Source organism: Mesorhizobium caraganae (assembly GCF_016836705.1).
GTDB lineage: Bacteria > Pseudomonadota > Alphaproteobacteria > Rhizobiales > Rhizobiaceae > Mesorhizobium > Mesorhizobium caraganae.
In genome coordinates, this window is record NZ_JAFCGY010000043.1 from 1 (window position 1) to 25,338 (window position 25,338).

Annotated in this window: 27 protein-coding genes and 1 tRNA gene; 14 read left to right on the forward strand and 14 right to left on the reverse strand. The window is 58.5% G+C overall.

The window, feature by feature from the left end:
- Positions 1 to 1,047 precede the first annotated feature (1,047 nt).
- Positions 1,048 to 1,200, forward strand: coding sequence for a hypothetical protein (locus tag JQK88_RS32535; RefSeq protein WP_192254871.1), 153 nt, complete (start codon positions 1,048 to 1,050; stop codon positions 1,198 to 1,200).
- A 21-nt stretch (positions 1,201 to 1,221) separates the two neighbouring features.
- Entirely contained in the window at positions 1,222 to 1,554 is a 333-nt protein-coding gene (locus tag JQK88_RS32540) for a DUF4286 family protein (RefSeq protein ID WP_192254873.1), read from the forward strand.
- A gap of 171 nt (positions 1,555 to 1,725) precedes the next feature.
- On the opposite strand, the gene JQK88_RS32545 is transcribed toward JQK88_RS32540, so the two are convergent.
- Positions 1,726 to 1,908 (reverse strand): hypothetical protein, encoded by a 183-nt coding sequence (locus tag JQK88_RS32545; RefSeq protein ID WP_203280682.1) that lies wholly within the window; start codon positions 1,906 to 1,908, stop codon positions 1,726 to 1,728.
- A 538-nt stretch (positions 1,909 to 2,446) separates the two neighbouring features.
- On the opposite strand from JQK88_RS32545, the gene JQK88_RS32550 reads away from it, so the two are divergent.
- Positions 2,447 to 2,701, forward strand: coding sequence for an exopolysaccharide production repressor protein (locus JQK88_RS32550; protein WP_203280683.1), 255 nt, complete (start codon positions 2,447 to 2,449; stop codon positions 2,699 to 2,701).
- A gap of 76 nt (positions 2,702 to 2,777) precedes the next feature.
- On the opposite strand, the gene JQK88_RS32555 is transcribed toward JQK88_RS32550, so the two are convergent.
- Positions 2,778 to 3,170, reverse strand: coding sequence for a GFA family protein (locus JQK88_RS32555; RefSeq protein ID WP_203280684.1), 393 nt, complete (start codon positions 3,168 to 3,170; stop codon positions 2,778 to 2,780).
- A gap of 379 nt (positions 3,171 to 3,549) precedes the next feature.
- Between JQK88_RS32555 and JQK88_RS32560 the strand changes: the two genes are divergently transcribed.
- A complete protein-coding gene (locus JQK88_RS32560) occupies positions 3,550 to 4,911 on the forward strand; it encodes a DUF6538 domain-containing protein (RefSeq protein WP_203280685.1) in 1,362 nt (453 codons plus the stop codon).
- A gap of 23 nt (positions 4,912 to 4,934) precedes the next feature.
- Here JQK88_RS32560 and hsdR read toward each other — a convergent pair whose 3' ends face one another.
- The 6 genes from hsdR to JQK88_RS32590 form a co-directional block, all read right to left on the reverse strand.
- Positions 4,935 to 7,247 carry an EcoAI/FtnUII family type I restriction enzme subunit R gene (gene hsdR, locus JQK88_RS32565; protein WP_376740482.1) on the reverse strand — a complete coding sequence of 771 codons (2,313 nt, stop codon included), beginning with the start codon at positions 7,245 to 7,247 and terminating at the stop codon, positions 4,935 to 4,937.
- A 31-nt stretch (positions 7,248 to 7,278) separates the two neighbouring features.
- Positions 7,279 to 7,602: a hypothetical protein gene (locus JQK88_RS32570; RefSeq protein WP_203280687.1), complete on the reverse strand. Its 324-nt coding sequence runs from the start codon at positions 7,600 to 7,602 to the stop codon at positions 7,279 to 7,281.
- A 52-nt stretch (positions 7,603 to 7,654) separates the two neighbouring features.
- On the reverse strand, positions 7,655 to 8,851 hold the full coding sequence (locus JQK88_RS32575; protein WP_203280688.1) for a restriction endonuclease subunit S: 1,197 nt from the start codon (positions 8,849 to 8,851) through the stop codon (positions 7,655 to 7,657).
- Entirely contained in the window at positions 8,851 to 10,299 is a 1,449-nt protein-coding gene (locus JQK88_RS32580) for a type I restriction-modification system subunit M (protein WP_203280689.1), read from the reverse strand. Before JQK88_RS32580 ends, JQK88_RS32575 begins: the two co-directional genes overlap by 1 nt.
- A gap of 229 nt (positions 10,300 to 10,528) precedes the next feature.
- On the reverse strand, positions 10,529 to 10,867 hold the full coding sequence (locus tag JQK88_RS32585; protein WP_203280690.1) for a hypothetical protein: 339 nt from the start codon (positions 10,865 to 10,867) through the stop codon (positions 10,529 to 10,531).
- Position 10,868: 1 nt separating this feature from the next.
- Positions 10,869 to 11,861, reverse strand: coding sequence for a PIN-like domain-containing protein (locus JQK88_RS32590; RefSeq protein WP_203280691.1), 993 nt, complete (start codon positions 11,859 to 11,861; stop codon positions 10,869 to 10,871).
- Positions 11,862 to 12,124: 263 nt separating this feature from the next.
- Here JQK88_RS32590 and JQK88_RS32595 point away from each other — a divergent pair, with 263 nt between their 5' ends.
- Entirely contained in the window at positions 12,125 to 12,685 is a 561-nt protein-coding gene (locus JQK88_RS32595; protein WP_203280692.1) for a recombinase family protein, read from the forward strand.
- 11 nt (positions 12,686 to 12,696) lie between these two features.
- On the forward strand, positions 12,697 to 13,386 hold the full coding sequence (locus JQK88_RS32600; RefSeq protein WP_203280693.1) for a hypothetical protein: 690 nt from the start codon (positions 12,697 to 12,699) through the stop codon (positions 13,384 to 13,386).
- Between the two features lie 108 nt (positions 13,387 to 13,494).
- Here the strand turns inward: JQK88_RS32600 and JQK88_RS32605 are convergent, their stop codons facing one another.
- Positions 13,495 to 13,872, reverse strand: a complete 378-nt coding sequence (locus JQK88_RS32605; RefSeq protein ID WP_210388432.1) for a hypothetical protein — start codon at positions 13,870 to 13,872, stop codon at positions 13,495 to 13,497.
- Positions 13,873 to 14,094: 222 nt separating this feature from the next.
- Between JQK88_RS32605 and JQK88_RS35845 the strand changes: the two genes are divergently transcribed.
- Both JQK88_RS35845 and JQK88_RS32615 read left to right on the forward strand, forming a co-directional pair.
- On the forward strand, positions 14,095 to 14,370 hold the full coding sequence (locus JQK88_RS35845) for a hypothetical protein (RefSeq protein WP_210388433.1): 276 nt from the start codon (positions 14,095 to 14,097) through the stop codon (positions 14,368 to 14,370).
- Positions 14,371 to 14,392: 22 nt separating this feature from the next.
- On the forward strand, positions 14,393 to 15,262 hold the full coding sequence (locus JQK88_RS32615) for a ParB/RepB/Spo0J family partition protein (RefSeq protein ID WP_203280696.1): 870 nt from the start codon (positions 14,393 to 14,395) through the stop codon (positions 15,260 to 15,262).
- An 83-nt stretch (positions 15,263 to 15,345) separates the two neighbouring features.
- Here JQK88_RS32615 and JQK88_RS32620 read toward each other — a convergent pair whose 3' ends face one another.
- Together JQK88_RS32620 and JQK88_RS32625 are read right to left on the reverse strand one after the other, a co-directional pair.
- Entirely contained in the window at positions 15,346 to 16,308 is a 963-nt protein-coding gene (locus JQK88_RS32620) for a hypothetical protein (RefSeq protein WP_203280697.1), read from the reverse strand.
- A gap of 152 nt (positions 16,309 to 16,460) precedes the next feature.
- A tRNA-Ala gene (locus tag JQK88_RS32625) sits at positions 16,461 to 16,536 on the reverse strand.
- Between the two features lie 161 nt (positions 16,537 to 16,697).
- Between JQK88_RS32625 and JQK88_RS32630 the strand changes: the two genes are divergently transcribed.
- Positions 16,698 to 16,988 carry a YggT family protein gene (locus JQK88_RS32630; RefSeq protein ID WP_023668602.1) on the forward strand — a complete coding sequence of 97 codons (291 nt, stop codon included), beginning with the start codon at positions 16,698 to 16,700 and terminating at the stop codon, positions 16,986 to 16,988.
- A gap of 13 nt (positions 16,989 to 17,001) precedes the next feature.
- Positions 17,002 to 17,313 (forward strand): DUF167 family protein, encoded by a 312-nt coding sequence (locus tag JQK88_RS32635; RefSeq protein ID WP_203280698.1) that lies wholly within the window; start codon positions 17,002 to 17,004, stop codon positions 17,311 to 17,313.
- A 168-nt stretch (positions 17,314 to 17,481) separates the two neighbouring features.
- On the opposite strand, the gene JQK88_RS32640 is transcribed toward JQK88_RS32635, so the two are convergent.
- From JQK88_RS32640 to JQK88_RS32650, 3 genes are read right to left on the reverse strand one after another with little or no spacing between them, the layout of a single operon-like run.
- Positions 17,482 to 18,363: a MurR/RpiR family transcriptional regulator gene (locus JQK88_RS32640; protein WP_112561284.1), complete on the reverse strand. Its 882-nt coding sequence runs from the start codon at positions 18,361 to 18,363 to the stop codon at positions 17,482 to 17,484.
- Positions 18,364 to 18,413: 50 nt separating this feature from the next.
- A complete protein-coding gene (locus tag JQK88_RS32645; RefSeq protein ID WP_203280699.1) occupies positions 18,414 to 19,481 on the reverse strand; it encodes an ABC transporter ATP-binding protein in 1,068 nt (355 codons plus the stop codon).
- A 2-nt stretch (positions 19,482 to 19,483) separates the two neighbouring features.
- Positions 19,484 to 20,254, reverse strand: coding sequence for an SDR family oxidoreductase (locus JQK88_RS32650; RefSeq protein WP_203280700.1), 771 nt, complete (start codon positions 20,252 to 20,254; stop codon positions 19,484 to 19,486).
- 179 nt (positions 20,255 to 20,433) lie between these two features.
- Here JQK88_RS32650 and JQK88_RS32655 point away from each other — a divergent pair, with 179 nt between their 5' ends.
- From JQK88_RS32655 to JQK88_RS32670, 4 genes are all read left to right on the forward strand, one after another.
- Complete coding sequence (locus tag JQK88_RS32655) at positions 20,434 to 21,666, forward strand: ABC transporter substrate-binding protein (protein WP_203280701.1); 1,233 nt, start codon at positions 20,434 to 20,436, stop codon at positions 21,664 to 21,666.
- 386 nt (positions 21,667 to 22,052) lie between these two features.
- Positions 22,053 to 22,922: a carbohydrate ABC transporter permease gene (locus JQK88_RS32660; protein ID WP_192254888.1), complete on the forward strand. Its 870-nt coding sequence runs from the start codon at positions 22,053 to 22,055 to the stop codon at positions 22,920 to 22,922.
- Positions 22,919 to 23,743: a carbohydrate ABC transporter permease gene (locus JQK88_RS32665; RefSeq protein ID WP_192254890.1), complete on the forward strand. Its 825-nt coding sequence runs from the start codon at positions 22,919 to 22,921 to the stop codon at positions 23,741 to 23,743. Before JQK88_RS32660 ends, JQK88_RS32665 begins: the two co-directional genes overlap by 4 nt.
- A gap of 18 nt (positions 23,744 to 23,761) precedes the next feature.
- Positions 23,762 to 25,237 (forward strand): M81 family metallopeptidase, encoded by a 1,476-nt coding sequence (locus tag JQK88_RS32670; RefSeq protein WP_192254892.1) that lies wholly within the window; start codon positions 23,762 to 23,764, stop codon positions 25,235 to 25,237.
- Positions 25,238 to 25,338 lie beyond the last annotated feature (101 nt).

Sequence of the window (25,338 nt, forward strand, 5' to 3'; positions counted from 1 at the left end):
CGGAAAATTCTTTCGGCTTCCGGCAGATCGGTCTCGGCTAGCGCGCGGATGGCTACGCTCGGTGCAGCCGTTCCCATATCGCCCTCCCTGGTTCGCTAAGGTATGCAGCGCCCGATGCGCTGCCCAAGGGCGCTGCGGTCGGGCCGAATTCTACTCTTCTCCAGAGGGATAGTCACGTCGCATGGGAGATGTCGGCCACCGGATCGGTGCTCTGGCGTTTGGTACCATCCGTCAGGCTTCTGCCACTAGCTTGTCAGCAATTTCAGTGTGGTCGATCTGAGCCGCGTTGAAATTTCCGGTAGAGCTGATCAAATATCAGTCCGACGACCTGATCAAACGCTTCGAAATCCGGTCCACGCCAGCCCCCGGGCTTCAAAAAATGTCGTGCAGTTCACGGTGTTGCCGAAGCGATTGCACGTCATTGTTTTTGGCTGACTATTTTGCATGGTGGAAATGGCCGCGTTCGCTCTGGCAGATGCCCTGCCGCGCGACGAATTGGACTCGTTCTGGATGCATTGGGCCATGGCTGGGGTTCCTGGCTCGAAGCCGTAGGAGGCGCGTTGAGGGCGCCACGAAACGAAGGCCGCCATTGACCTTCGAGGGACGGAACGCCCTTGATGAGATTTCGGGAACGTTTTGGAAAATTTCTAGCGCTATCGAAGCCCTGAAGGCCGTTACTTCCTCGGCGTCTGAGGTGGCTCTAGTGGGACATAGGGTGTCCTCGGCTCCTTACCGGGCGGCCGAGAACGCGGCGCCGCATCACCGGGCGCGCCGAGCGATTTGATATAAAGATACAGCGAACGCATGTCGCTCTCGGCCATAGCTTGGACTTGGTACCAAGGCATTGGCGGCATTGTGAACCTGTTCTTGAGGTAGTCTACCCATTTGTCCTCCGTATACACTCTCGCCGATTCCCTTAGATTTGATGCATAGGTCGTGCCCCAGGGACTCCGCCAGCCCACGGACGAGCCCTTCAACGCCTTCTCCGTATCGATTTTCCCCTCGGCTTCACGGTATCCTTCCGTATGGCAGAAATGGCAGCCGCCGATGATCGAAATATACAAACAGCCTTCGACGGAAACCTCATCGGCCGCCAGTAGTTGGCTGGATGGCACGGTGACGACCTACATCGTCAGCGTGTTCGAGAAGCCGCATTGGCGCAGGTTGCTGACCACCAAAGGCCAAAAGTGGATGAAATAACCGAAGGGGAGGACTGACCGAATGAGCAGACATATCTTTGCCGTCCTGACCAATCCTGTCGAGGGACGTGAGGCCGAGTTCAATGGCTGGTACGATGATCGTCACGTGCATGACATATTAAAACTACCCGGACTGGTTTCGGCCCAGCGCTTCAGGCTGAGTCCCGAGCAAAGCGCGGCGACTCCTTATCGATATCTGGTGGTCTACGAGATCGAGACGGACGATCTGGCGGAGACCATTCGCGATTTGAAGGCCAAGGACGGCACAGACGAGATTCCGGCCACTGCGGCGCTGGCCAGTGGAGTGCTGGCGAGCTTCTTCGAACCTATCGGACCGTTGGTGGTGCGCCGCTGAAGCAAGTGGCCGGACATATCTCGCCCGGTGTTATCGCCCTGATCCCCGCATAGGGATCATAAAGGGCCTTGCTCCCTCTTGGCCCTAGTTTGAGTCCGCTGTCTCTCCGGCAGCGGACCCGACGCATTCAGTGATCGCCGGCATCCTCTAAACGCAAATTGCCCAAACGACCTAACTGCCTCCTGCTTTGCTGAATACAACCGTGCCGTCGTCTTTGCGAACTTCAACCGCCACGATACCGGACTTTCGATCTGGAAAGGTCGACAGCGCGTGGTCCTTCGCAGCCTTCTCGGTATCGAAGGGCGTATTCTCCACGATGCCCTTTTTACCGTACCAAATCACCGTGTAGGCCACCGCTGCGGCGCTCCCTCCACAGGCGCTTTGATCGTGCTAGCCAGGAGTTCAACGGGTGCATCCAGCCCTTTGATGGCAGCGTGAAGGGCACCAATAGCCGCCGCCAGATGGTCTTGCCGTTTGCCATTTGTCGTTTGCAAGATCGGTGCGTTGAGGCAGCGACATAATGAGCGAACTATGCGCCTTGTCGTGGCATCGGTCTATCGGGGATATTTGTTGCCGGCGCGATATGATTTCATAGCGCGGGACAGGCCTGTCAGGTTACGGCGACCGGCAATTGAAGCGTCCCGTAATGGGCCAATAGGCTTGGCACCGCAATTGCACTGACGGTGATGTGGGCTGGGGTAAGTCCCGTCGTTTCGCAAATGAAGCGGCAGGCTTTCCGCTTCTCGCTTCGGTCTTGCTCAACCCAGGTGTGATCACGGCGGCAGCTGCGCAAGCCGCCGGACTGCAATACTTGCGTGTTTGCTAAAATGCTAAAATAATGAGATTCAGCAGGCTCGGGAGCCGTTGGGGAACGGCAAGGGGGTTTGGGGCAATGTATTTTCCGCAGTTTCTAGTGGGAATGCTGGCGACGTCAGCGGTTGCTGCGGTTTGGGCCTACTTCGACACGGGGTCCATCGGGAAAGGTGTAATCTGGGGCGTCATCGCCGCTGTTCTATTGCAGGCGGGGTATTTCGCGCTTGTGTTTAGGCTTGTCTACGGGCGGCGGGACACCGAGCAGGAGGCGGAGGAGACCATTCCGGACGCCGCAAAACAGCCGCTCGGGAGCAACGGTAAGCCGGCATCGTGAAATACCATTTGGCCCTGACAGTACGATCTGCCTGTACGTTGCCGCCTAAGTCATTCTGAAGATGATTGTGAACGGCTTAATACCGGGCATGGCGTGGCAGATCGTCATTGATCTCGTAATAGTCGCCTTTGTCGTCGACGACAGTATGATGCTCGCCCCTCAGTCCGGACGGCTGGTCGAATGCGCCGGCCATCACTGATGTTTTCTCCGACTTGTTGCGCTTCCAGAACAGCGCGGAGCCGCAGACCCTGCAAAACCCGCGACGGGCGAAATCAGATGACTCGTACCACGTGACGTTTTCCGCGCCGGTGACGTCGAGCTCGGTGTCAGCCGAGCTTGTGGCGGCATAATAGTGGCCCGACTGCTTGCGGCATTGCGAACAGTGGCAATAGTGGACGCCGCGCAACGCGCCACTCGTCTTGAAACGCACCGCGCCGCACAGGCACGAGCCGGTATGAATGTCGGTCATTGTTCCTCCTGACATCTCGCTAGACGCTTGGATCGTACCGCGCGAGCGGACAAGCCACGGGCAACTTAGACCCACTGAAAAACGAGTAGGCGGCGAGGCAAAGCCATTCCCAGATACGGAAAAGGGCGCAAAACTGTTTCATGAGCTAACCAGCAGTTTCGCCGGGTGCGCAGCGGCGGGAAGTGGGGAAAAAAATGGGGACGGAAAGCGCCTTTCAGAAAATAGGGCGTCTTCTCAGGTAGTTAGGATATCCCGCTGGTGGAGCTGAGGAGGAGGTATCCTTCCAGCGCAATTTCTCCTTCCATCTCAATTACATGTTGAAAAACAGCCCACTATGGTTCACAGGCTGGGTACGCGGTTGGGTACGCAGAGAGGGAAAATGCCAGCACCACGCAACGCAGATAAACGATTTCTGGAATGGCACGGGAACAAATGGCGAGTGGTTGTCAGCGTCCCTCGCGACCTTCATGCGACCCTTGGCAAGACCAAGCTAAAGCAGTCCCTTGAGACGGACAGCCTTGCCGAGGCGAATAGGTTGAAGTGGACCGTCATCGAGGCCCTACACGCCAGGATAAGCCAGCAGCGGTCGCCTAAAGACTCAATGGCCGAAGCGCTAAGGCTGGCAGTCCTGCGAAAGCGTGTAGAAGAGGCAGGAGCCGATCCCGAACCAATTGATTTGGAGATCATCAGCCGTGCCGAGGAACAGGCAGGTAAGCCTGTAGGCGTTGACCGGGAAGGTCAACCGATCTTTGAAGCGCAGAGGGAGGCGGCGGCTGTGCAGTTCGCCAATGTCGCATTCGGCCGAAGAACGCCCATAGACGCCCATAGAAAAACCTATCTCGACCAGTTGAACGTAAAGGCCCGCACCCGCGCCGATGACGAACGAGCCATGGGATATCTAATGGACTGGTGCAAACGTGAGGGCCTACCGGCTTTCCTTGAGACGTTTAGCAAACGCGAGGCGGTTAGGTTCACAGACGCCTTTAGAGCAACCAAGGGACGCTCTCCTGTCACCCTTAACAAGTATCTCATCCGACTGGGCATTTATTGGAGGTGGCTGGAGAAGCGTGACGCGGTTGGTGCGAATGTGTGGGCAGGACTGACCTATACCGTCCCGCGCGTTCTGAACGAAGACAAGGAACGCCCCTTCACTGACGCCGAGTTGGTCAAGCTGTTGTCAGGACCGGGCACCCAGCAGATGCACGACCTGATGCGCATCGCTGCCCTCACAGGAGCCCGCCTTGAGGCGATAGTGGACCTCAAGATCAGGGACTGTCAGGGCGGCACCTTCACATTCAAGCCGCAGAAGAAAGAGCCGGGAGCCAGGGACTGCCCAATCCATTCGGCCCTCAAAGCAATCGTTCAGCGCAGGATCGCAGGAAAGTCGCCAGAAGACGATCTGTTTCCCGAATGGCCGCCGGTGAGAAAGAAGGACTCCATGCGGGAACGGTCGTTTAAGGCGTCCAATCACTTCACGGCCTACCGACGAGACGTCCAGGTGGAGGATGTCCGGGACGGCAAGCGGCGCAGCCTCGTTAACTTCCACTCGTTTCGACGCTGGTTCATCACGAAGGCTGAAAGAGCTGGACAGCCGGAAAGTACGATCCAAACGGTAGTCGGACAGAAGCGGGCCAGCATAGCATTTGGTGTCTACTCGGCAGGACCGACGCTAGAGCAACTTACGGTGTGCGTTGAAGCCGTGAGGCTTCCTAAGCTGATACCTGAGTTAGTTGACGCGTGAATGGTTTCCCGATGCCACAATCTTTAGTCCTTATAGAGACGTTGCTGCACGTCCAGAAAGGAGGCTTTTATCGACGGTAGCGTCCCCAGCCTCGCTCTTGCGTCAGACAAGGTCCCGTACCGTGCAGTCAAAAAGTCGCCTAGCTTTTTGGTTGCCAGTTCTGTTTCGCCAAGGAGTTCGTACGAGCGCAAAACACCCAGCAGAAAATCGCGCATCTCCTGATCTTCGTCGATCAACCCATCGCCTCTGACGCTGTCCGCTCGGGCAGTCCTGGTCTTTGGCGGCGTCGTAAAACGGATGTAGGACAAGACGTCGAAAAGGTCGCTTTGAGGGGCATCGATTAGACGACGCATCTCCACAAGTTTCTCCGCGTCATAGCCCCGTTGTTCGAGAATCGCTATGAAACGTTCGCGCTGGTCGGGATCGCTCCACTGCCGCCGCAACTCGTCTTCAGTACCAACGAGGCTCGCCAGGTCGCCAAAGAGCTTCTCAAGGAACTGCTGGGCGGACATCGGCTTACCGTCAGGTCCCCAGTAGGTGGTGGAGGCGATGTACTGGATGGTCCGTTCCTTCCCGTCAGCGAGTTTGATCACCAGCTTGGCGACTGGATCCTGTCCCTCGTCATCGCCTCCCTCGGGGGGCTCGGGCGGTCCCTCAGGTGGCACTCCGGGCCCCCGGATAGGCGGCTGTACCGGTTCCAGCGGGTCGCCATCCCATTCTGGGTCGTTGAAGTGTTCGTAGGCTTTTACAAAATCATAGATCGTGAAGAAGTCCTTGCCGTCATAAGTGCGGGTTCCACGGCCAATAATCTGCTTGAACTCGATAATGGAGCCTATCGGGCGCATCAGAACGATATTGCGGATGTTGCGCGCATCGACACCGGTCGAGAGCTTTTGAGAGGTCGTCAGGATCGTTGGGATTGTCTTGTCGTTGTCCTGGAAGTCCCGCAGATGCTGCTCTCCCAGCTTGCCATCGGCAGACGTGACTCGACAGCAGTAGAGCGGATTCTGGTTCGTCTTGATTTGATTGATGTAGTCCCGAACCCGACCCGCATGGTCCTGAGTGGCGCAGAACACCAACGTTTTTTGCCGCTGGTCTATCTGACCCATGAACTCTGAGACGCGGCTTTTCTCCCGCTCCTCAATGATGATGCGGGTGTTGAAATCAGCCTCGGCGTATTTGCGATCCTCGTCGACCTCGCCGCTCACCACCGTGTCAGTTCCGTCATAGACATATTCGTCAATAGTGCTAGCCATCTGCCGCACCTTGAATGGCGTCAGGAAGCCATCCTCAATTCCTTCGCGGAGGGAGTAGGTGTAAACGGGGTCACCGAAATAAGCGTAGGTGTCGGCATTGACCCTACGCTTCGGCGTGGCGGTTAGGCCCAGTTGAACAGCGGGCGAGAAATACTCGAGAATCCCCCGCCATTCGCTTTCATCCTTAGCCCCACCTCGGTGACACTCGTCGACAATGATGAAGTCGAAGAAATCGGCCGGGTAGCCCTCATAGCTCGGCGTATCTTCCCCGGTCATGAAGGTCGGAAAAATACTAAAGAAAATGCTGGCGTTTTTTGGCACCCCGCCCTTCTTGCGGATCGTATCGGGATCAATCCGTGCAACGGCATCGTTGGGGAACGCCGTAAAGGCGTTATAGGCCTGATCGGCTAGGATGTTTCGGTCGGCGAGGAACAAGATGCGGGGGCGGCGCACGGGCTCGCCGGAAAGGTTCCACTTGGCCTGGAATAGCTTCCAGGCAATCTGGAACGCGATTGAGGTCTTGCCAGTGCCGGTGGCCAACGTGAGCAGGATGCGCCTGTCGCCCTTGGCTATTGCGTCAAGCGCCGCCGTTATCGCCTTGTGCTGGTAATAGCGCAGCTCCCACTTGCCGCCGTCCGTCTCGAACTCGACTTCTCCGAACCGCTCGCGCCATTCGTTGTGGTCGGAAAAGGTCAGGTCCCATAATTCGTCAGGCGTGGGAAATGGCAACGCCATATCGCCTTCGGCCCCGGTCACCATGTCGATACCGTACCAGTTGAGCCCGTTGGAGGCGTAGGCAAAGCGTGACCCCAGACGCAGGGCGTAGTCCTTGGCTTGGCCAACCCCGTTACGGTAGCTGATACCAGCACGTTTCGCTTCGAGCGTAGCCAGCTTGTGGCCCTTGTGGATTAGCACGTAATCGCAAGACAAGCCTTTGCCTCGCTTGCCGCCCGTCTGGATACGGCCAGGGCAGATGACCTCGCGGCGAACCTTTGACCCATCTATCGTGCCCCAGCCCGCCGCCGTCAGAACCGGATCGATACGATTTGCACGAGTGTCGGCTTCCGTCTCTTCGGCCAAGCTCATCCGATTTCCCCAGGTCCTTCATCGGTTAGAGCTTTAGACCATAATTCTTTTCAAGATGCTGAAGTATTTCCTCCAATGCCAGAACGATCTGAAGCTGGTTTGCTCCGAACGCGTAGTATCCCGTGATGAGCTGTTCGGGAGGTACATCGTTCGCACGGTACCGTCGCTTGTCCTTGCCGCCTTCGTTGTCGATTAAGGTAAGTGGGTACCGAAAACCACGTCCCTCGCCTTCGAAGGTTCCTCCGGGTCCCCAGTTCTGAATGCTCCCATTGTAGCAGTTGTTGCCGACGAGATACTCAAGATCGGCAAGGAGTTTCGCCCGTTTCTTGGTGATTTTTCGAGTGGTCATTGCTGAGGTTCCATCCTTCAAAGCTATCCAGCAATTGGAACCACAAACTGACTCATGTCAATTCGCCCGAGAAGGCTTCTCGCAATAAGGATTGGCGAAGGTTATCGACATCCTGCAGCTTAGTCTTGTATGCCAAAATAAGTTCTGGCGTGTACGATCTTGCCTCCTGAAACTGCTCTACCAAACGGCCTTGCGTAAATATGTCTGGCACCGAAATCACTAGTTCGAGTTGCCTTGTTATTCCGATGTAAGCTCGTGTCGCCCCATCTTCTGCCGCCGTGGCAATCTGATGTTGGAAGGATGCGCTTTGAAAAGCGAAGAAGAGAAATTCTGGCAGCAGCCGGTCAGTGTCCTTGACCCTATAATAGGTAACCTGCGGCGTTAACATGACGTAGTCGTAACTGGTCTTAAGCATCGCAGTTCGACCGATGGTGCCCTTGTGAGACAGCAGTATGTCGCCATCGACGGCGAAGCCCTTGCGAAGGCTGTCGGCCTGCTCGCGGGAGATAAAGTAGCAGTTTGTCTGGTCCACGGTCCCGTCAACAAGGTCGGACGCCATGACGAACGGAATGCCCGATGAAACGAAGTCCGCTTTCTTTGGATGGATTTCTCCGTGGTTCCCGTCCTGCGGTTTGGCCAGTATCCCTTCCTCAACCAATGACCCGATCGACACGGCAGTCCAGCCGTCATCAACTGAGTCGAAAAAGCCGCCCAAGAAAGACGCAAACAGCTCCTGTGCGTCTCGCAGGTTGGCTTCGATGTGGGCTCGGGCGAGAGCCAGGCCGTCGAATCCATCGTCCAGAACAGCAGCAATTCGCCGTTGTTCTTCGAGCGGCGGGATGGGGATTTCGAAGCCCATCACTTCGTTCATGTTTGCACGGGGCATACGAGCTCCGGTACAGGTCGCGTCTATCCGTCGATTAGTTATTTCGCTTGTGATCCAGTGAAACAGAAAGCGTCTGTCGAGTTTTTCATGCGGTCGCAGAGGGAATATTTCAGTCGAACAGTGACCCGCGAAATCCGGAGTCAGTACTTTATTGAGGTAGGGCCGAAGACGCCCATAGAGCAAATGTTTGTCTGTGAATGCGAAGGTTGCGCTCTTCACCGATTGCCCGTCTCTGCGCCCCACAAATTCGCCGGTATCGCTTGAGATGTCCTCCAATCCAACATAAGTGGCGGGGCCGTTGCTATGCTTCCGCTTCTCAACGTCACAGACCTCATACAGCGGCCTAATCTCCCAACCTGCCATCAGAGCATCCCCCGAATGTTCTCCAGAATGTCGGCTGTGTCGGCATCCCGTGCCAGCATTCCAGCAATGATGTCTTCCGGAGAGCGGAGTGCTGTCGCTTCGGGCGCGTTTGGGTTTTTGATCGAGAGATCAAAAGTCGTAGTATCTAGGTTCGCCCGGCTGATCCGCCAGCTTTTCGGCCCTTCAGTGAAGGCCTTCTGCAACTCCACGAACTCTGCCAGATCGGTATCGTTGAGCGGGTTGGTTTTGCCCATGCTGCGGCCCGGATCGAGCTGATAGACCCAGATATTCCGCGTCGGCGCTCCCTTTTCAAAGAAAAGCACTACGGTCTTCACCCCGGCTCCCTGGAAGGTGCCATGTGGGCAATCAAGGATTGTGTGAAGCGTGCAGCCTTCCAGCAGGTCCTTCCGAAGTGCAATGCTTGCGTTGTCGGTATTGGTCAGGAAGGTATTCTTGATCACCACTGCCGCCCGACCCCCGGCCCGCAGCTTTCGGATGAAGTGTTGCAGGAACAGATATGCGGTTTCGCCGGTACGGATCGGAAAATTTTGTTGGACCTCGCGTCGTTCGCTGCCGCCGAAAGGGGGATTGGCGAGAACGATGTCGTGGCGATCCTTTTGCTGGATATCCATCACGTTCTCGTTGAGCGAGTTGGTGTGGATGATGTTCGGGGCGTCGATACCATGCAGGACCATGTTCATGACCCCGATGATGTAAGCGAGCGTCTTCTTTTCCTGCCCGAAAAAGGTGCGTGTCTGAAGGGTTTCATAGTCGGAAGCGGACAGGTTATCTCGGCGCAGGTAATCGTAGGCTTCACAAAGGAAGCCAGCGGACCCAACTGCACCGTCATAGATGGTCTCGCCGATCTGCGGGTTGATAACCTTGACCATGGCGCGGATGAGCGGGCGGGGCGTGTAGTATTCACCACCGTTGCGACCCGCGTTGCCCATGCGGCGGATGCGAGTTTCGTAGAGTTGGGAGAGTTCATGCCGCTCGGCTTGTGTATTGAACCTCAGGGCGTCGACAATCTCCAGTACGTCACGGAGAATGTAGCCAGAACGGAATTTGTTACGCAGCTCGGTGAACACCTCGCCAATCTTGTATTCGATGGTTCTAGGACCCGTAGCGGACTGGCGGAAGGAGGCGAGATAGGGAAACAGCTCCTGGTTGACGAACTGGACTAGGTCATCACCAGTCCGGGCGCTGTTGTGGTCGAACTTGCCACCCACCTTCGGGGCTGCCCAGCGGTCCCACCGGTGTTCGCCGTCGATGATGGGCCTGTAATCTCGCCCGTCTAGTTCTGCGCGATCCCGGCGTTCGTTTTCGAGGTCATCGAGGTACTTCAGGAACAGAACCCAGGAGGTCTGCTCCACATAGTCCAGCTCGTTGGCAATGCCTTCCTCGGCCCTTAGGTCTCGCTCGATGCTGTTGAAGGCGTTCTCGTACATGTGTTCTCCAGGCAGTTCGAACCATTCATGCGATTCTCGGATGGTCTAGCATACGTCCCTCGAGCTTGGGCGGGGCCCGAACCGTTGCGGACATTTTTTCAAAAGTTCTGTTTGCGTATTTCATACTGCGAGAGCGCCGTGTTCCCCCCATGGGGGGTGCGAGATCGTGCTCCGACTGAGACTGCCCAACCTCGTTAGGGAGCATCTCCCAACCTTGCCGCGCCGTTCGTCAAACAGGCACCTGATCGCCGGTAGTTGGAAGGGCCGTAGCAGAGGCAGTCTTAATTTTGGTATCGAAATGGGTCAACAGCATTTGCACAAGCCTAGCATGATAAATCGCATATAGGTTTGTCGACATATCTTTGTTTTGAGCCCCAACGATATTAAAGAGTAGGCGATCTGGCAGGATTTTTGGCCGCATCCATGCTTGGTTAGCAAGGTTCGGGCTATTGAGAGTGAGGTCGCCATCTTGATCCATCCGCCAGCCATGAACAACACCTTCGGCGATGCCGCTCCTGATAGCTGTTAACAGAGCATCCGGCCGATCTGTAAAAGCTCTGACTGCCATTTTACGTCTCTTCATCTTCGGGGTCGCTGTCCTCCGGCGGCGCACTTTTCTTCTTCGTATCTGGTGCGTCTAGCCATTTTAGGAACTGAGGCCCGAGCGTTTTATCCGGCGGCGAAAGGATTTTGAAAAGTCGCTGTTTGTGCTCCTCCCTTTGAGTGTCGAGGGCGGCCGTTACCTCGTCGAGGGCGGCATCACCGACTTTCACCTGGGAGAACTCCTTGGCTGCCCGCAAGAATCCTTCAGTCGTATAGAACCAGATCGACTGCCCGGTTACCGCCCGAAACTCCTTGCGAAGCGCTGGGAGCGGGCTGACCATGCGGGAGCTTTCATAATGCCACCAGTCCTCCTTCACGTCGTCCGTAACGAGAATAAAATCCTTCTTTTTATCCGCGGCGATAGCCATGATCTGCTTCCACGCTATGAAGTCGCCATAGCACTGCGGCTCGCCCTTCTCTTTAACATCGCTGAACCCCGGAGGAATCAAAGCGCCATAGCGCGTCTTACCCTCATTGTATAAAGAATCGAGTTCGGCGGCCGTGGGCTCGCCGCCAATTTTCCCGTCGAAAAGCTTTAGGAGGAGATCAGAATCTTCGTCAGAAGCCATAGATTTTTCCATTTTAGATCGCCCCTCATCCAGTTCTTCCAAGATAGCTTCAACGTTCCGAACAGATGCCTTGGAGAGGTACGGCTGCTCCTGCTTAACTTTGTGCTTTTTTAGCAGCTCGTTGAGGTCGTTTTCTGCCTTCTGAAAATTACGAATCTGGTTACTTATTACCTTTGCTCGATTTCGACTGTACTCCAGAGCGAACTGGTATGGCAGAATGATCCTCTTCGTGAAGGTTTCGTATGCCTTTACCAATTCTTTCTTCGTGTCGGAGGAGTATCCGTAGAGGTTCAGAAGCGAACTAGCGTCAAACGTGATAAGAGCGTCACTCCAGAACTTCTCAAATTCCGCTTTTGTCGGACGAAAATACTCGTGGAGTACCGTTTTCATTCGAAGCCCCAGGCGGACCCTGTCGAAACAGATTTATGATTTGATCGCACCGCACGTCCCCGTAGTGCAAGCCACAACAGGATTTGTTTTAACAATCCGATGCCTGTCGTCGGTTGGCAATGTGGTTTCTATGGTTCTTTAGGGCTTGCCCTTATGACACGCCACGAAATGCATGAAAGCCGGTGTCACTAGGATGAGTGTTGACTTTTGGCACTGACTGGGTCACATAGTCTAAGATACCAGTGACACCAAGGGGCCCTCACGTGACTTCTCCCATTATCGGCTACGCTCGCACCTCGACCGTCGACCAAGAGGCAGGGCTGGAGGCCCAGCAGCGAGACCTCCAGGCCGCAGGATGCACCAAGCTGTTCAGCGAGCAGCTATCCTCGGTCGCCACCATGCGGCCCCAACTTGAGGCAGCACTAGACTATGTGCGGGATGGCGACACTCTCGTTGTCACCAAGCCCGACCGCTTGGCCCGCTCGACCGCCGATCTCTTGGGGATTACCGAAAGGCTTAGGTCCAAAGGCGTTACCCTGCGCGTCCTCTCGATGCAGATGGATACTAGCACACCGACCGGCAAGTTGATGCTGACGATGTTGGGCGGGATCGCGGAGTTCGAGCGGGACCTGATGCTCGAACGTCAGCGCGAAGGGATCGCTAAGGCTAAGGCAGACGGCAAGTACAAGGGCAGAGCGCCAACAGCGAGACGGAAGGCCGCAGACGTGCTGCGCCTGAAGGCCGAAGGGAAGTCGGCGGACGCAATCGTGGAGGAGTTGGGCGTGAGCCGATCCAGCGTGTTCCGAATCCTACGGTCTAACTAAGAGAGATGCGCGTGGATTTGCGTGACCTTCTGATCGAGTGTCTCGATGCGCTCCGCGTTCCTGCGCTGGATTGCAACCATCGTGCAGAGCATCTCAAACGAATTGAACAGGTGCTAGAGAACGACGGTCTGCCTAGCGAAGCTCGAAGTCTGCTGGTCCAAGCGGCAGCAACGTTTCGCAGGCACATGAAGCGGCATCCAGCCGATTTTTGGTTCAGGGATGATAGGGAAACCGGAGTCATCGCTCAGGCCATCGCGAACTACATTGGGGACGATGGGTTTTTCTATCACGGCACGGTTTTCCGCCGACTTCGGAGTATCCTCGATGAGGGGCTGGTTCCCGGCGCCTCTCGGGTTTGGGGGCTGAAAGGTGAGGCGCAAGACGTACTGCGCCAGTATGTGTTCTTCGAGCCTACATGGCGCGGAGCGGTAAACTGGGCGGATACAGCGAGCCGTCGGGCTAAGGGCAAAAAAGGAACCTTGGCGAGGAGCCCGGTGATCATCAGGTTGCCGATGCGCGGCCTCCAGGCAGTTCGAGACCCGTTCGCCCGACGCGAGGACTGCCTGATGGTGAAAGGCAAGGTATCTGCTGAACAAGCTGAGTTTACTTCGGGGCATGTGCGCGGATTTGCCAGATGGGCCCCTCTGACTGAAGCAATGTTGTCACGCTTCGAATCTGATACAAAGACTCTTGTTATATAAATCATTCTTCAGATTCATATTGTCTATACAAATACCTCTGCATGTGCTATCATTCGTAAATCCTATACCCGTGTGGAGCCAGTGTTACTTCCACGCGCCTTAAGCAAGCTAGAGAATGAAATGAGTAACCAACGGGGAAACCCCACGACGTGGATGACCACGGATCGAACTGATCGCAAAAGCCTCACCAACCTCCGGAAGCACCGGAACCAAGCCCTTCCCTGTAGCCACAACGGTTGCACCCATCAGCGAGCAGGTCTCAGCCGCTTCTGCCGAGCCCATGCGGATCGGCTGCGGGACGTTGGAGACCCGATTGCCACCGTGCCGAGCCTTGGGGAACTTCAGGTCTTCTCCGGGGCCATCGAGCGATGGATCGAACACGACTGTCTGCCGATGCAGCAGGACCAGATTGAGCAGGAACTGCGCTTTCAGGCTCGGAAGTTCAACCGCCCGGAAAGTTGGGCCGTGCAGCCAGGGGACCTGCACCGTAGGATCACCCAACGAGGCCGTGCCGAGATCGTCAAAGCTACCGTTGCGAAGAATGGCGGGGACTTCCGGGAATGGTTCATTCGCGCGGCTGCGGTCGAAGGCTGGGCTCTGCTCAACTTCGATGGCCTCCCAGAGTTCCGCAAGAGGTTCGTTGAGACACAGGTCGGAAGCTGGGCGACCCAGAGGGGCACCCCTAGTCGCAAGTGGACGATGCCTGTGATGACGAAGGACACATCGACGATCCTATACACGCCAAATGGCCCAAGGCATCCTACGGTCTGGTCGTCCCACACGCAGAAGGTTCGAAAGAAGGTCTCCGGCGCCGTTCAACGGCTGCTTGGCGAGGACGCCGTTGCGGCGGCAAAGAAGGCCTTGCACCTTGGGGTTCCCTTGTGGGATCAGCCGGTCACTTCATCCATCGGTGGCGGTCAGATCACGTTGCTGAATGCCGTGAAGATTGCCCTGCGGGAGGGCGGTTCAGAAAAGGCCGCTTGATACCACCAAAGAGGAACTGGCATTGCGTTTCGACGGCGACGACATCGAAGACATGGATACTGCTGAGGCACTTGAGGCTATCCGCCAAGTCTTCGCAGAACATCCCGAGGGCCCACAGGGCGATCCTGACGTTCTCGATCTTGAGGAACTGCGTACCTTGGAGTGCGTCTTTCAACCACGAGACTTGAGCTTCCGAGAGGGAGATCACGAGGCGCACGTGGACACTCTCAAGAAGGCAATCGGCAAGCCCGAGAAGCCGCAGTACCTGGATGCGATCACAGTCTGGTGGGGAGGTGACCGCTGGTACATTCTCGACGGCCATCACCGGCGGCTCGCTTACGAGAGGGCCAAGGTTAAGAAGGGTATCCCCGTGCGTGCCTTCACGGGCACCGTAGAGGAAGCCTTGGCTCAGTCGGTCTCCTTGAACTCGAAGGACAAGCTGGCAATGAGCCTTCGCGACAAGATGAACACGGCGTGGAGGCTCACCGCCTATACCGATTACTCGAAAAGCAAGATCGCTGCTGAATGCGGCGTCGGCGAACGCTCCGTTGCGAACATGCGTAGCATCAGACGAGCGTTGATCGATCTGGGCAAGTCCGCTGAGAAGATGGCGGGCATGGCATGGGCCGAAGCACAGCTTGAAGCCCGGGGCGAGCAGAAACTCGAAATCGATCAGGATGCTGCCACGGAGAAACGTGCGAAGGGCTACGCAAAAAGCATTGCCAGAGCGCTCAAGGATCGGCCCCACAAGGACCCCGAGGGCTTCGCCAGGGCGCTGCAGATGCTGGACGAGAGGCTACCCATGAGGCTTCTTGAAACGAACGCGTGGGCCGATGCTCTCTCAGATTTCCGCAAGGTACTTGAGGCGGAAGAGGAATTCGGCGACTACTGACCCATGCACTCATACATGTGCATTTTGCATAGATGTTGGCGTTAAAAGGTGTTCGAGGACGGCTGATGCAAAGCCAGCCTAGGTCATTCCTGCATGACTTTCTCGAACACGTGAGCGCAGTATCCGCAAAGATTCGGATAGTCTGAGTTGTATTCGTTGATGTCGATATTCGTCCCACACCTCGAGCAATCCCCCCCTACGGTTTCCTGGCAGTTGAAACAGACGTCGACTTCACCAGACTGCACATATGCGTGTACGCCACACTCCGGGCACGTCGCTATTGCGGAGCTTTGTCCATCCTTAGTGGCAGCGTAGCTGTCGATCTCGTAGCTTGCTTCAACCACCATTTCGATAATTGTATCCCTCCCGAACTCCTCACCGCACTGAAAACACTTTCCGCGCACCCCTCCGGGAGCAGTGTTTTCACGATCAGCTTGCCCAATGAGCGACGAACTACAGGCCCTGCAAGACATCCTGTCCAGGTCGCGAACTTCCCCTGGCCAATCGACGCGCACTAGGCTGTCCACGCAACTCTTCTTCACCTTCTCGAAGGCTGCAGTCTCCTCAAGTATCGTGTCCCATACACTCGACAATGTCTCTTGCGGGTCTTCACCCAGGGTTTCGAAGAAGTCGATTATCATCGGGAACGAGGATGCAATCGCCTCCCTTAGGGCGCCTTCAGGCGCTCTCAAATGATAATGCTCAACCTCGTTGCGAAACCGCTGCAGCTTTTCAACGTCGGCTTCCGGCCAAGAGAGGGCGAATGCTTTGAAGCGCCTTTTGAGCTGTGCGAAATCAACGGTGGTATGGCCGACCACCTCGTGACCAACTCCCCCGTCTCCATCAGGCACGGGCTCGAACTTTGCGCCAATGACATCCATCGGATCGGCATCGGGAGCCGCTCGGACCAGACACTCCTTCGCTAGCAGGAGGAGGCCAGCATAGTAGTTGCGCGCGGCGCTGATCATCCGCGCGTCGGACCCTTCTCGAAAGTCCTCGATACCCAGCACAATCGACGTGACCGCGTTGTCGTAAATCTCAGTCATGAACAGCCCTGCTGGTTTGTGCGGTACATCTCACAAGACTGAGCGCTGGCGAGGTTGGGTACGCACGTGGGTACGCCGTTGGGTACGCAGGACCAGCCTACATCTTGTCAAGTCACTGTTTTTGCTCGGAAAAATACAGTTTGGCGATCCGCTGGTGGAGCTGAGGAGGATCGAACTCCTGACCTCGTCATTGCGAACGACGCGCTCTCCCAGCTGAGCTACAGCCCCGTCCAGCGGATGGCGCATTTATCGAAGGCTGCGGTTTCCTGTCAAGGCGGGGTTTTGCCGAAATGGCGCGCGGGCGGCCTCGTCTGCTGGCGAGGCGGGGAAGGCGGCCCTTGCCGGTTTCGTGCGCAATGGCTACATGTCGGCAACAATTGGAGACCGGCATGCTCGCCCTCATTCAAACAATCGTCATGGCGCTCGACCTCTACTGGTGGGTCATCATCGCCTCAGCGATCTTTTCCTGGCTTTATGCCTTCAACGTCGTCAACTCGCGCAATCAGTTCGTCGGCAGCATCGGCAACATGCTCTACCGGCTGACCGAGCCGGCGCTGCGGCCGATCCGTCGGTTCATGCCCGACCTTGGCGGCGTCGACATCTCGCCGATCATCCTGCTTTTGCTCCTGTTCTTCCTCAGGCAGCTCATTCTCACCACGATAGCGCCGCTGGTCCTGTGAGGCCGAAGATCGCTTGAGCGCGCCTTTTCGTACCCGCGAGAATGGCATCGACCTATTCGTCCGGCTGACGCCGAAGTCTTCCGCGGACAGGCTTGAAGGCGTCGAAATATCGGCGGACGGGCGAAGCTATTTGAAGGCGCGCGTGCGCGCCGTGCCGGAGAATGGTGCGGCCAACGCCGCGCTGGAGCGGCTGATTGGCAAGGCGCTCGGTGTGCCTGCATCGACCGTGTCGGTTGTCGGTGGAGGTACTTCACGGCTGAAGACACTGCGTGTCGCGGGTGATCCGGCTGTGCTGGCGCTGCGCGTTGAAACGCTCAGCGGCTGATCGAAGATCCAGCGTTGCGGCATGTACACCCTTGATCTGTCGGCGGGACAGCGCCCCCCTCTGCCGGCTTTCGTCGCTCGCAAGAGCCAGGCAATTGGCTTTGCGTCCGCTATGCGGACCGCTCCTCAACCCCCACGAGGGGGGAGATTGGCGGCTTCCGCGTCGCTCTCAATCCCCCAGCGGCAATTTGGGATCATCGACCTTCAGCGTGTTCACGCTCTGCTTGATGCGGCGCAGGTTTTCGAGAACCCTGGGTCCGCGCGTCTCGGCGACCGAAGTGACAATCATGTCGACGATCGACAGCAATGCATAGCGCGACGAGGTCGGCTTGTAGATGTTGCCGTCTTCCAGCGATTGGAACTGGATGACCGTATCAGCGGCTTTGGCGAGTGCTGAGTCCGGCGGGGTGATGGCGATGGTGGTGGCGCCATATTGCTGGGCAACCTGGACCGCATCGATGACCGAGCGTGCATAGCCGGACACCGAGAAGGCGATCAGCGTCGTCTCTGATGTGGCGACCGCGGCATACATGCGCTGCAATTGCCCGTCGATCTGCGCCAGCACCGGCACGCCCAACCGAAATAGCCGGTTCTGCATCTCGGTCGCCATCATCGAGGAAATGCCGCCGGAGCCGATGCACAGCACATTGCCTGAATTGACGATGCGCGCGGCGACGCCCACCAGCGTCTTCATGTCGAGATTTTCGCTGGCACGCTGGATGGCGGCAATTGCCGCTTCGGTGATGGCTGAGGCGATGCGCTGCTCGCGCGCATCGCGGCTGAGCGGCTCGGGCGACAGATACTGGCCGCCAATGGCGATGGCCTGCGCCAGATAGAATTTAAAGTCGCGCAAGCCCTCGCAGCCGAGATTGCGGCAGAAGCGAGTGACCGTCGGCTCGCTGACGCCGACACGCGCGGCGATCTCGGAGATCGCAGCCTTGGAGGCGAAATCGAGATCGGTCAGCACGAGGCCAGCCAGCCGGCGGTCCGATTTGGTACCATCCTGCAACATCAGCTGCAGGCGGGTGATGATGTCGGCCGGCGTTTTCATTTCTGGGTTGTCGTCTTCATCCCTGGATTTCCGTTTTCATACCGGCGCTTTCATAGCGGCAGGCCTGTCGCCGTGTCGAACAGATGGATGTTGCCCGGTGCGACCGAGACCGGCAGCATTTCACCCGGCTTGACCTGTATCCGGTCGCGGAACACGGCGCGCACGGTGTCGGCACCGATGGCGCCGTAGACATGGGTTTCCGAGCCGGTCGGCTCGACCACATCGACCTTGATCGCCATCGCGTCGGCGGCCTCGCCGATGACGAAGTGCTCGGGCCTTATGCCGGCCTCGACCGTGCTGCCTGCCGGCACCGTCTTGCCGCCGAGTGCCAGCCGCCCACCGCCGGCCGACTCGAACCAGGTCTTCTCGGGCGTGGTCTTAAGCGCCCCGGACACGAAGCTCATCGACGGCGAGCCGATGAAGGAAGCGACGAATTTGTTGGCGGGCCGGTCATAAAGCTCCAGCGGCGCGCCGACCTGCTGGATCTTGCCGCGGTCCATCACCACGATGCGATCGGCCATGGTCATGGCCTCGATCTGGTCGTGGGTGACATAGACGATGGTTGATTTCAGCCGCTGGTGCAGCGCCTTGATCTCGGTGCGCATCTGCACGCGCAGCTGAGCGTCGAGATTGCTGAGCGGCTCGTCGAACAGGAACACCGAGGGTTCGCGCACGATGGCGCGGCCCATGGCGACGCGCTGGCGCTGGCCGCCGGACAGCTCCCGGGGGTAGCGGTCGAGATAGGAGAACAGGTTGAGGATGCCCGACGCCTTCTTGACCTTCTCATCGATGGCAGGGCGCGCCTCGCCGCGAATCTTTGGACCGAAGCCGATGTTGTCTGCCGCCTTCAGGTGCGGGAACAGCGCATAGGACTGGAACACCATCGCAATATTGCGCTGCTGCGGCGGCAAGTCGTTGGCGCGCACGCCGCCGATCAGCAGGTCGCCCGAGGTGATCGGCTCCAGCCCAGCCAGCATGCGCAGCAAGGTCGACTTGCCGCAGCCGGACGGGCCGACCAGCACGACGAACTCTCCGCTGTTGATGTCGAGGCTGATGTTTTCGAGGATCTTGTGCCGTCCGAAGGATTTCGACAGGTTGCGGAACTCGACATCGGTCATGGTCAGGCTCCCAATATATCGTCGATGAAGGGCAAGAAGCCGGCGGTCAGTCCGGCGTCCACCGGCACAACCGCGCCGGTTATGCCCGATGCTCGTTCCGAGGCAAGGAAAGCCACCGCTTCGGCCACTTCCGTGGCGTCGACGATGCGGCCCAGCGGATAGAGCCGCTGCAGCTTGCCCAGAATGTCCGGGTTCTTGGCCAGGCGATGGTCCCAGGCGGCGGTGCGGATCGAACCGGGGCACACGACATTGGCGCGCAGGCCGCTGCGGCCGAGCTCCACCGCGACCGATTTCGCATAGGCGTTGATGCCGGCCTTGGCCGCGGCATAGGCGGGGTTGCCGAAATGGGAAATCGCATTGACCGAGGAAATGAAAACTACGTTGCCCGAACCACGCGCGGCCATCGCCTTGATTAGCGGATCGGCGAACAGCATCACCCCGGTCAGATTGAGGTCGAGTTCATGCTCGATCTTGTCGGGAGTCAATGCCGCAAGCGTCTCGGCGCGGGTCCAGCCGGCATTGTTGATCAGGATGTCGGGGACGCCGTCTTTCTCAAGGACCGCCGATATCGCCGCCTCGATGGAGGCCCCGTCGAGGAGGTCGAAGACATGGCGCGAGGCCAGATGCGCACTGCCAAGCTGGTCTTGCGACTGGTCACAGCCGACGACGCGCGCGCCGCGCTCGGCCAGCAGCGCCACGATGGCCGAGCCGAGGCCGCCGCCGGCGCCTGTTACCAGCACAGTCTTGCCTGCAAATTCGGCGTTCGAAACCACCCTGCGCGTCTCCCTGGGGTCTACGATAGTCGCAAAACGCTATTTTAAGAAATGTAATTAAGCAACAGGATAATCCGCTTGCGCAGCGCGAAATGATGGATAATGTAGGAAAGTCACATAAATCTTGTGCCGTCTGAAAGCCGCAAGAGCGCAGGCGCGCACCAAATGGGAGAGATCATATGACCCTTGCGAAATGGACCATAGGCCTGATGGCCGGAATGAGCATGCTGGCGCTGACGGCGCAGGCAGATGCCGGCGAAGTGCGCGTCACCGTCGCCGAATACAGCGCCAAGACCGGGCCGTATTTCGAAGCGGTGAAAAAGGAATTCGAAGCCGCCAACCCGGGCATCACCGTCAAGTTCGAAGTGGTGCCGTGGGACGTGCTGCTGCAGAAACTGACCACCGACATCACCGCCGGTACCAATGCTGATCTGTCGATCATCGGCACGCGCTGGCTGATCGATTTCGTCCAGCAGGATGTCGCCGAGCCGCTCGACGGCTACATCAAGCCTGATTTCAAGGACCGCTTCATCGACACCTTCCTGTCGCCCTCGATCATGGACGGCAAGACCTATGGCCTTCCGATCGCCGCTTCGGCGCGGGCGATGTACTACAACAAGGAATTGTTCGAGAAGGCCGGCATCGCCAACCCGCCGGAAACCTGGACCGAACTGCAGGAAGACGCGCGCAAGATCAAGGCGCTGGGCTCCGGCACCTTCGGTTTCGGCCTGCAGGGCAAGGAGATCGAGACCGACGTCTACTACTACTATGCGATGTGGTCGCAAGGCACCGAGATCCTCAACAAGGACGGCACGTCCGGCCTCGGCACACCCGGCGCGCTCGAAGCCGCCAAGCTCTACAAGTCGATGATCGACGAGGGGCTGACGGAACCGGGCGTCACCTCCAACAATCGCGAGGACGTGCAGAACCTGTTCAAGCAGGGCAAGGTCGGCATGATGATCACCGCACCCTTCCTGTCCAACCAGATCAAGGACGAGGCGCCGAACCTGAAATATGGCGTGGCTGCCATTCCGGCCGGTCCGACCGGCGCGCGCGGCACGTACGGCGTCACCGATTCCATCATCATGTTCAAGAATTCCAAGAACAAGGACGAGGCCTGGAAGCTGCTGGATTTCCTGTTCACCACCGAACAGCGCGCCAAGTTCACGCAAGGGGAAGGCTTCCTGCCGGTGAACAAGGAAGAGGCCAAGATGGACTATTACGTCAACAATGCCGATCTGGCCGCCTTCACCGCACTTCTGCCCGACGCCCGTTTCGCGCCCGTCATCCCGGGCTGGGAAGAAGTCGCCCAGATCACCTCGGATGCCATGCAGAAAATCTATCTTGGCGGCGACCCCGAGGCAGGCCTGAAGGAAGCGGCTGATAAGGCCAACGCGGTGCTGAAGAAATAGGGCGTATCTCCCTGCGCCCGGCGCGCCCCTAGCGATCGGGGCGCGCCAAATTTTCCAGCCTTCGGACGAAGGACAGATCGTCGATGTCAGCGCCGCCCCTCATTGCCCTGCCGGGCATTTCTCCCCGTATAGTGACGGGGAGAAAGGGCTGACGCACCTCAACGCTACACTTGCAACGCTGGAGATTGGCGAAATCATCAATGAGACCGCCCCTCTCCCCGTCACTATACGGGGAGAGGATGCCGGCAGGCAGGTGAGGGACAGCGCAAACGCCCGCAGGGAATTCAAATCTTGAAGCGCTGCTCTAGGCCTGGACGAACATGCAAGACTGATCCGAGCTGGGCACGCCAGCGCCACTGAAGTCCAACCCGGTACAAAGCCACCCGATGCAAAATCGCTTCCTGCCCTATATGCTGACCTTGCCCAGCCTGTTGCTGGCCGCGGTCGTCATCTTCTGGCCGGTCTGGGACCTGATCCAGATCTCGACGCATGATGTCAGCCGCTTCGGCCAGCTGCGCGAATTCAACAATTTCGCCAATTACGCCGCCTTCCTCGCCGATCCTGATTTCCTGGCGGCGCTTTGGCGCACCGGCCTGTGGACCGTGCTGGTGGTCGGCGGCGCGCTGCTTCTGTCGGTGCCGGTGGCGATGATCCTCAACACCGATTTCTACGGCCGCGGCATTGCCCGCGTCATCATCATGCTGCCCTGGGCTGTGTCGCTGACGATGACGGCGGTGGTCTGGCGCTGGGCGCTCAACGGTGAAAGCGGCATGCTGAATTCGGCGATGATCGGGCTCGGCTTGATCCATGAGAACATCCAGTGGCTGGCGCGCGCCGAGACGGCATTTCCGATGCAGGTGCTGATCGGCATATTGGTGACGGTGCCGTTCACGACGACGATCTTCCTCGGCGGCCTGTCGTCGATCCCGGACGATCTCTACGAGGCGGCGGCACTGGAGGGGGCGACGCCGCTGCAGCAATTCCGCGAGATTACTTTTCCGCTGCTGAAACCGTTCATCAACATCGCCATCGTGCTCAACACCATCTACGTCTTCAACTCGTTCCCGATCATCTGGGTGATGACGCAGGGCGGGCCGGCCAACTCGACCGACATATTGGTCACCCATCTCTACAAACTGGCCTTCCGCATCGGCAAGCTGGGGGAAGCGTCGGCGGTGTCGCTGCTGATGTTCGCCATCTTGCTGATCTTCACCATGATCTATGTCCGCCTCGCCATGCGGGAGCAACGCACATGACGCCCAAGCTGAAGCGCACGATCATCGCCTGGCTGCTGCTTTCGCCGCTGCTGGTGGTGACGATCTTTCCGTTTGCCGTGATGTTCCTGACCGCGGTCAAGCCGCGAGCGGAAGTGCTGTCGCCGACCTGGTGGCCGAGCGAGTTCCACTGGTCGAATTTTGCCGACATGTGGGTGGCGACCGGCTTCGGCCAGGCGCTGGCCAATTCGCTCTATGTCTCTGTCATTGCGACCGTAGGCGCCATCCTGATCTCGGTGCCCGCCGCCTACGCCATGTCGCGGTTTCGCTTTGCCGGCTACGGCGCCTTCCGCCAGTTCCTGCTGATCTCGCAGATGATCTCGCCGATCGTGCTGGTGCTCGGCCTGTTCCGGCTGATGGCAGCCTGGGGGCTGATCGAATCAACGACCGCGCTCGGTGTCATCTATATGGCCTTCAACGTCGCCTTCACCGTGTGGATGCTGCAGAGCTATTTCGACACCATTCCGCGCGATCTCGAGGAAGCCGCCTGGATGGAAGGCGCCGGCCGCTGGCTGACACTGCGAAAAGTGTTCCTGCCGCTCTGCCTACCGGCGATCGCGGTAACCGCCATCTTCACCTTCATCAATGCCTGGAACGAGTTCGTCGTTGCACTCACCATGCTGCGCAGCCAGGAAAGCTACACGCTGCCGATCCAGGTGTTCTCGCTGGTCGCCGGCCGCTACACGATCGAATGGCACCATGTGATGGCGGCAACGCTGCTGGCGACGCTGCCGGTGGCGATCCTGTTCATCTGGCTGCAGCGCTATCTCGTCCGGGGGCTGGCGCTCGGGGCCGTAAAATAGCTGCCGCACGGAGTTTTCATGCGCATCTTCACCGCCTCGCTGGCGACGGAAACCAACACCTTCTCGCCGGTGCCGACCGACCGGGCCTCATTCGAGATGGCCTTCTATGCCGGACCGGGCAAGCATCCGGACACGCCGACACTGTGCTCATCGCCCATGGTTGCGCTGCGCCGGCGTGCAGCCAAGGATGGGCTGACCGTCATCGAAGGCACCGCCACCTGGGCCGAGCCGGGCGGCTTGGTGCAGCGGCAGACCTATGAGGCGCTGCGCGACGAGATTCTCGGCCAGTTGAAGGCAGCGCTGCCGGTCGACGCCGTCATTCTTGGCCTGCATGGCGCCATGGTGGCGCAAGGCTATGACGATTGCGAAGGCGATCTGCTCGAGCGCGTGCGCGCGATGGTCGGGCCGGATGTGGTGATCGCGGTGGAGCTCGATCCGCACAGCCATCTGACGCCGAAGCGCGTCGCGGCGTCAAACATCATGGCCTACTTCCTCGAATTCCCGCACACCGATTTCTACGAGCGCGGCGAGCATGTCGTCGAGCTTGGGTTGGCGGCGGCGCGCGGCGAGATCAAGCCTGTTATCTCGACTTTCGACTGCCGCATGATCCAGGTTCTGCCCACCAGCCGCGAGCCGATGCGTTCCTTCGTCGACCGTATCAAGGCGCTGCATGGCAAGGATGGCGTGCTGTCGGTCTCGGTCATCCACGGCTTCATGGCGGCCGATGTGCCGGAAATGGGCACCCGCATCCTGGTCGTCACCGACAATGACAAGGTCAAGGGCGATGCGCTGGCGGAGCGCTTGGGGCGTGAACTCTATGCCATGCGCGAGAAGACCGCGATGACGATGCTGAACACCGAGGACGGCATTGCGCGGGCGCTGGCTGTGCGCAAGGAAAACCCGGACAGACCGGTGGTCATCGCGGACATATGGGACAATCCCGGCGGCGGCGTCGCCGGCGACGGCACCGTCGTGCTGCGCGCCATGCTGGAACGGAGCGTCGACAATATTGGCGTGGCAACGATCTGGGACCCGATCGCCGTCACCTTCTGCCAGGCTGCCGGCGAAGGCGCCGTCATCGACCTGCGCTTCGGCGGCAAGGCCGGGCCGCTGGCCGGCGAACCGATCGATGCGAAGGTGCGGGTGCTGAAGGCGGTTCCAGAGGGATGGCAAAGCTTCGGGCCGAGCCGGGTGACGCTCGGGCCGACGGCAGTGGTGCGCATCGAAGGCACCGAAATCGACATCATCCTCAACACCAACCGCACGCAAACCTTCGAGCCGGATATTTTCTCCAACATCGGCGTCGATCCGATGCGCAAAAACATTTTGCTGATCAAGTCGACCAACCATTTCTACGCCGGCTTCGAACCGATCGCGGCGGAGATTATTTATCTGTCGGCACCGAGTTCGTATCCGAGCAATCCGGCGGTGACGGATTACAAGAAGCTGACGCGGCCGGTGTGGCCGAGGGTCAAGGATCCTTGGGCGGTGTAATCTCCCACCTTGAGGGGGAGATGTCGCCGAAGGCGACAGAGGGGGTCCTTGCGCGTGAAGCGCTAGCCTCCATCTGCCGCTGGAGGTCGAGCCCGGTCGGA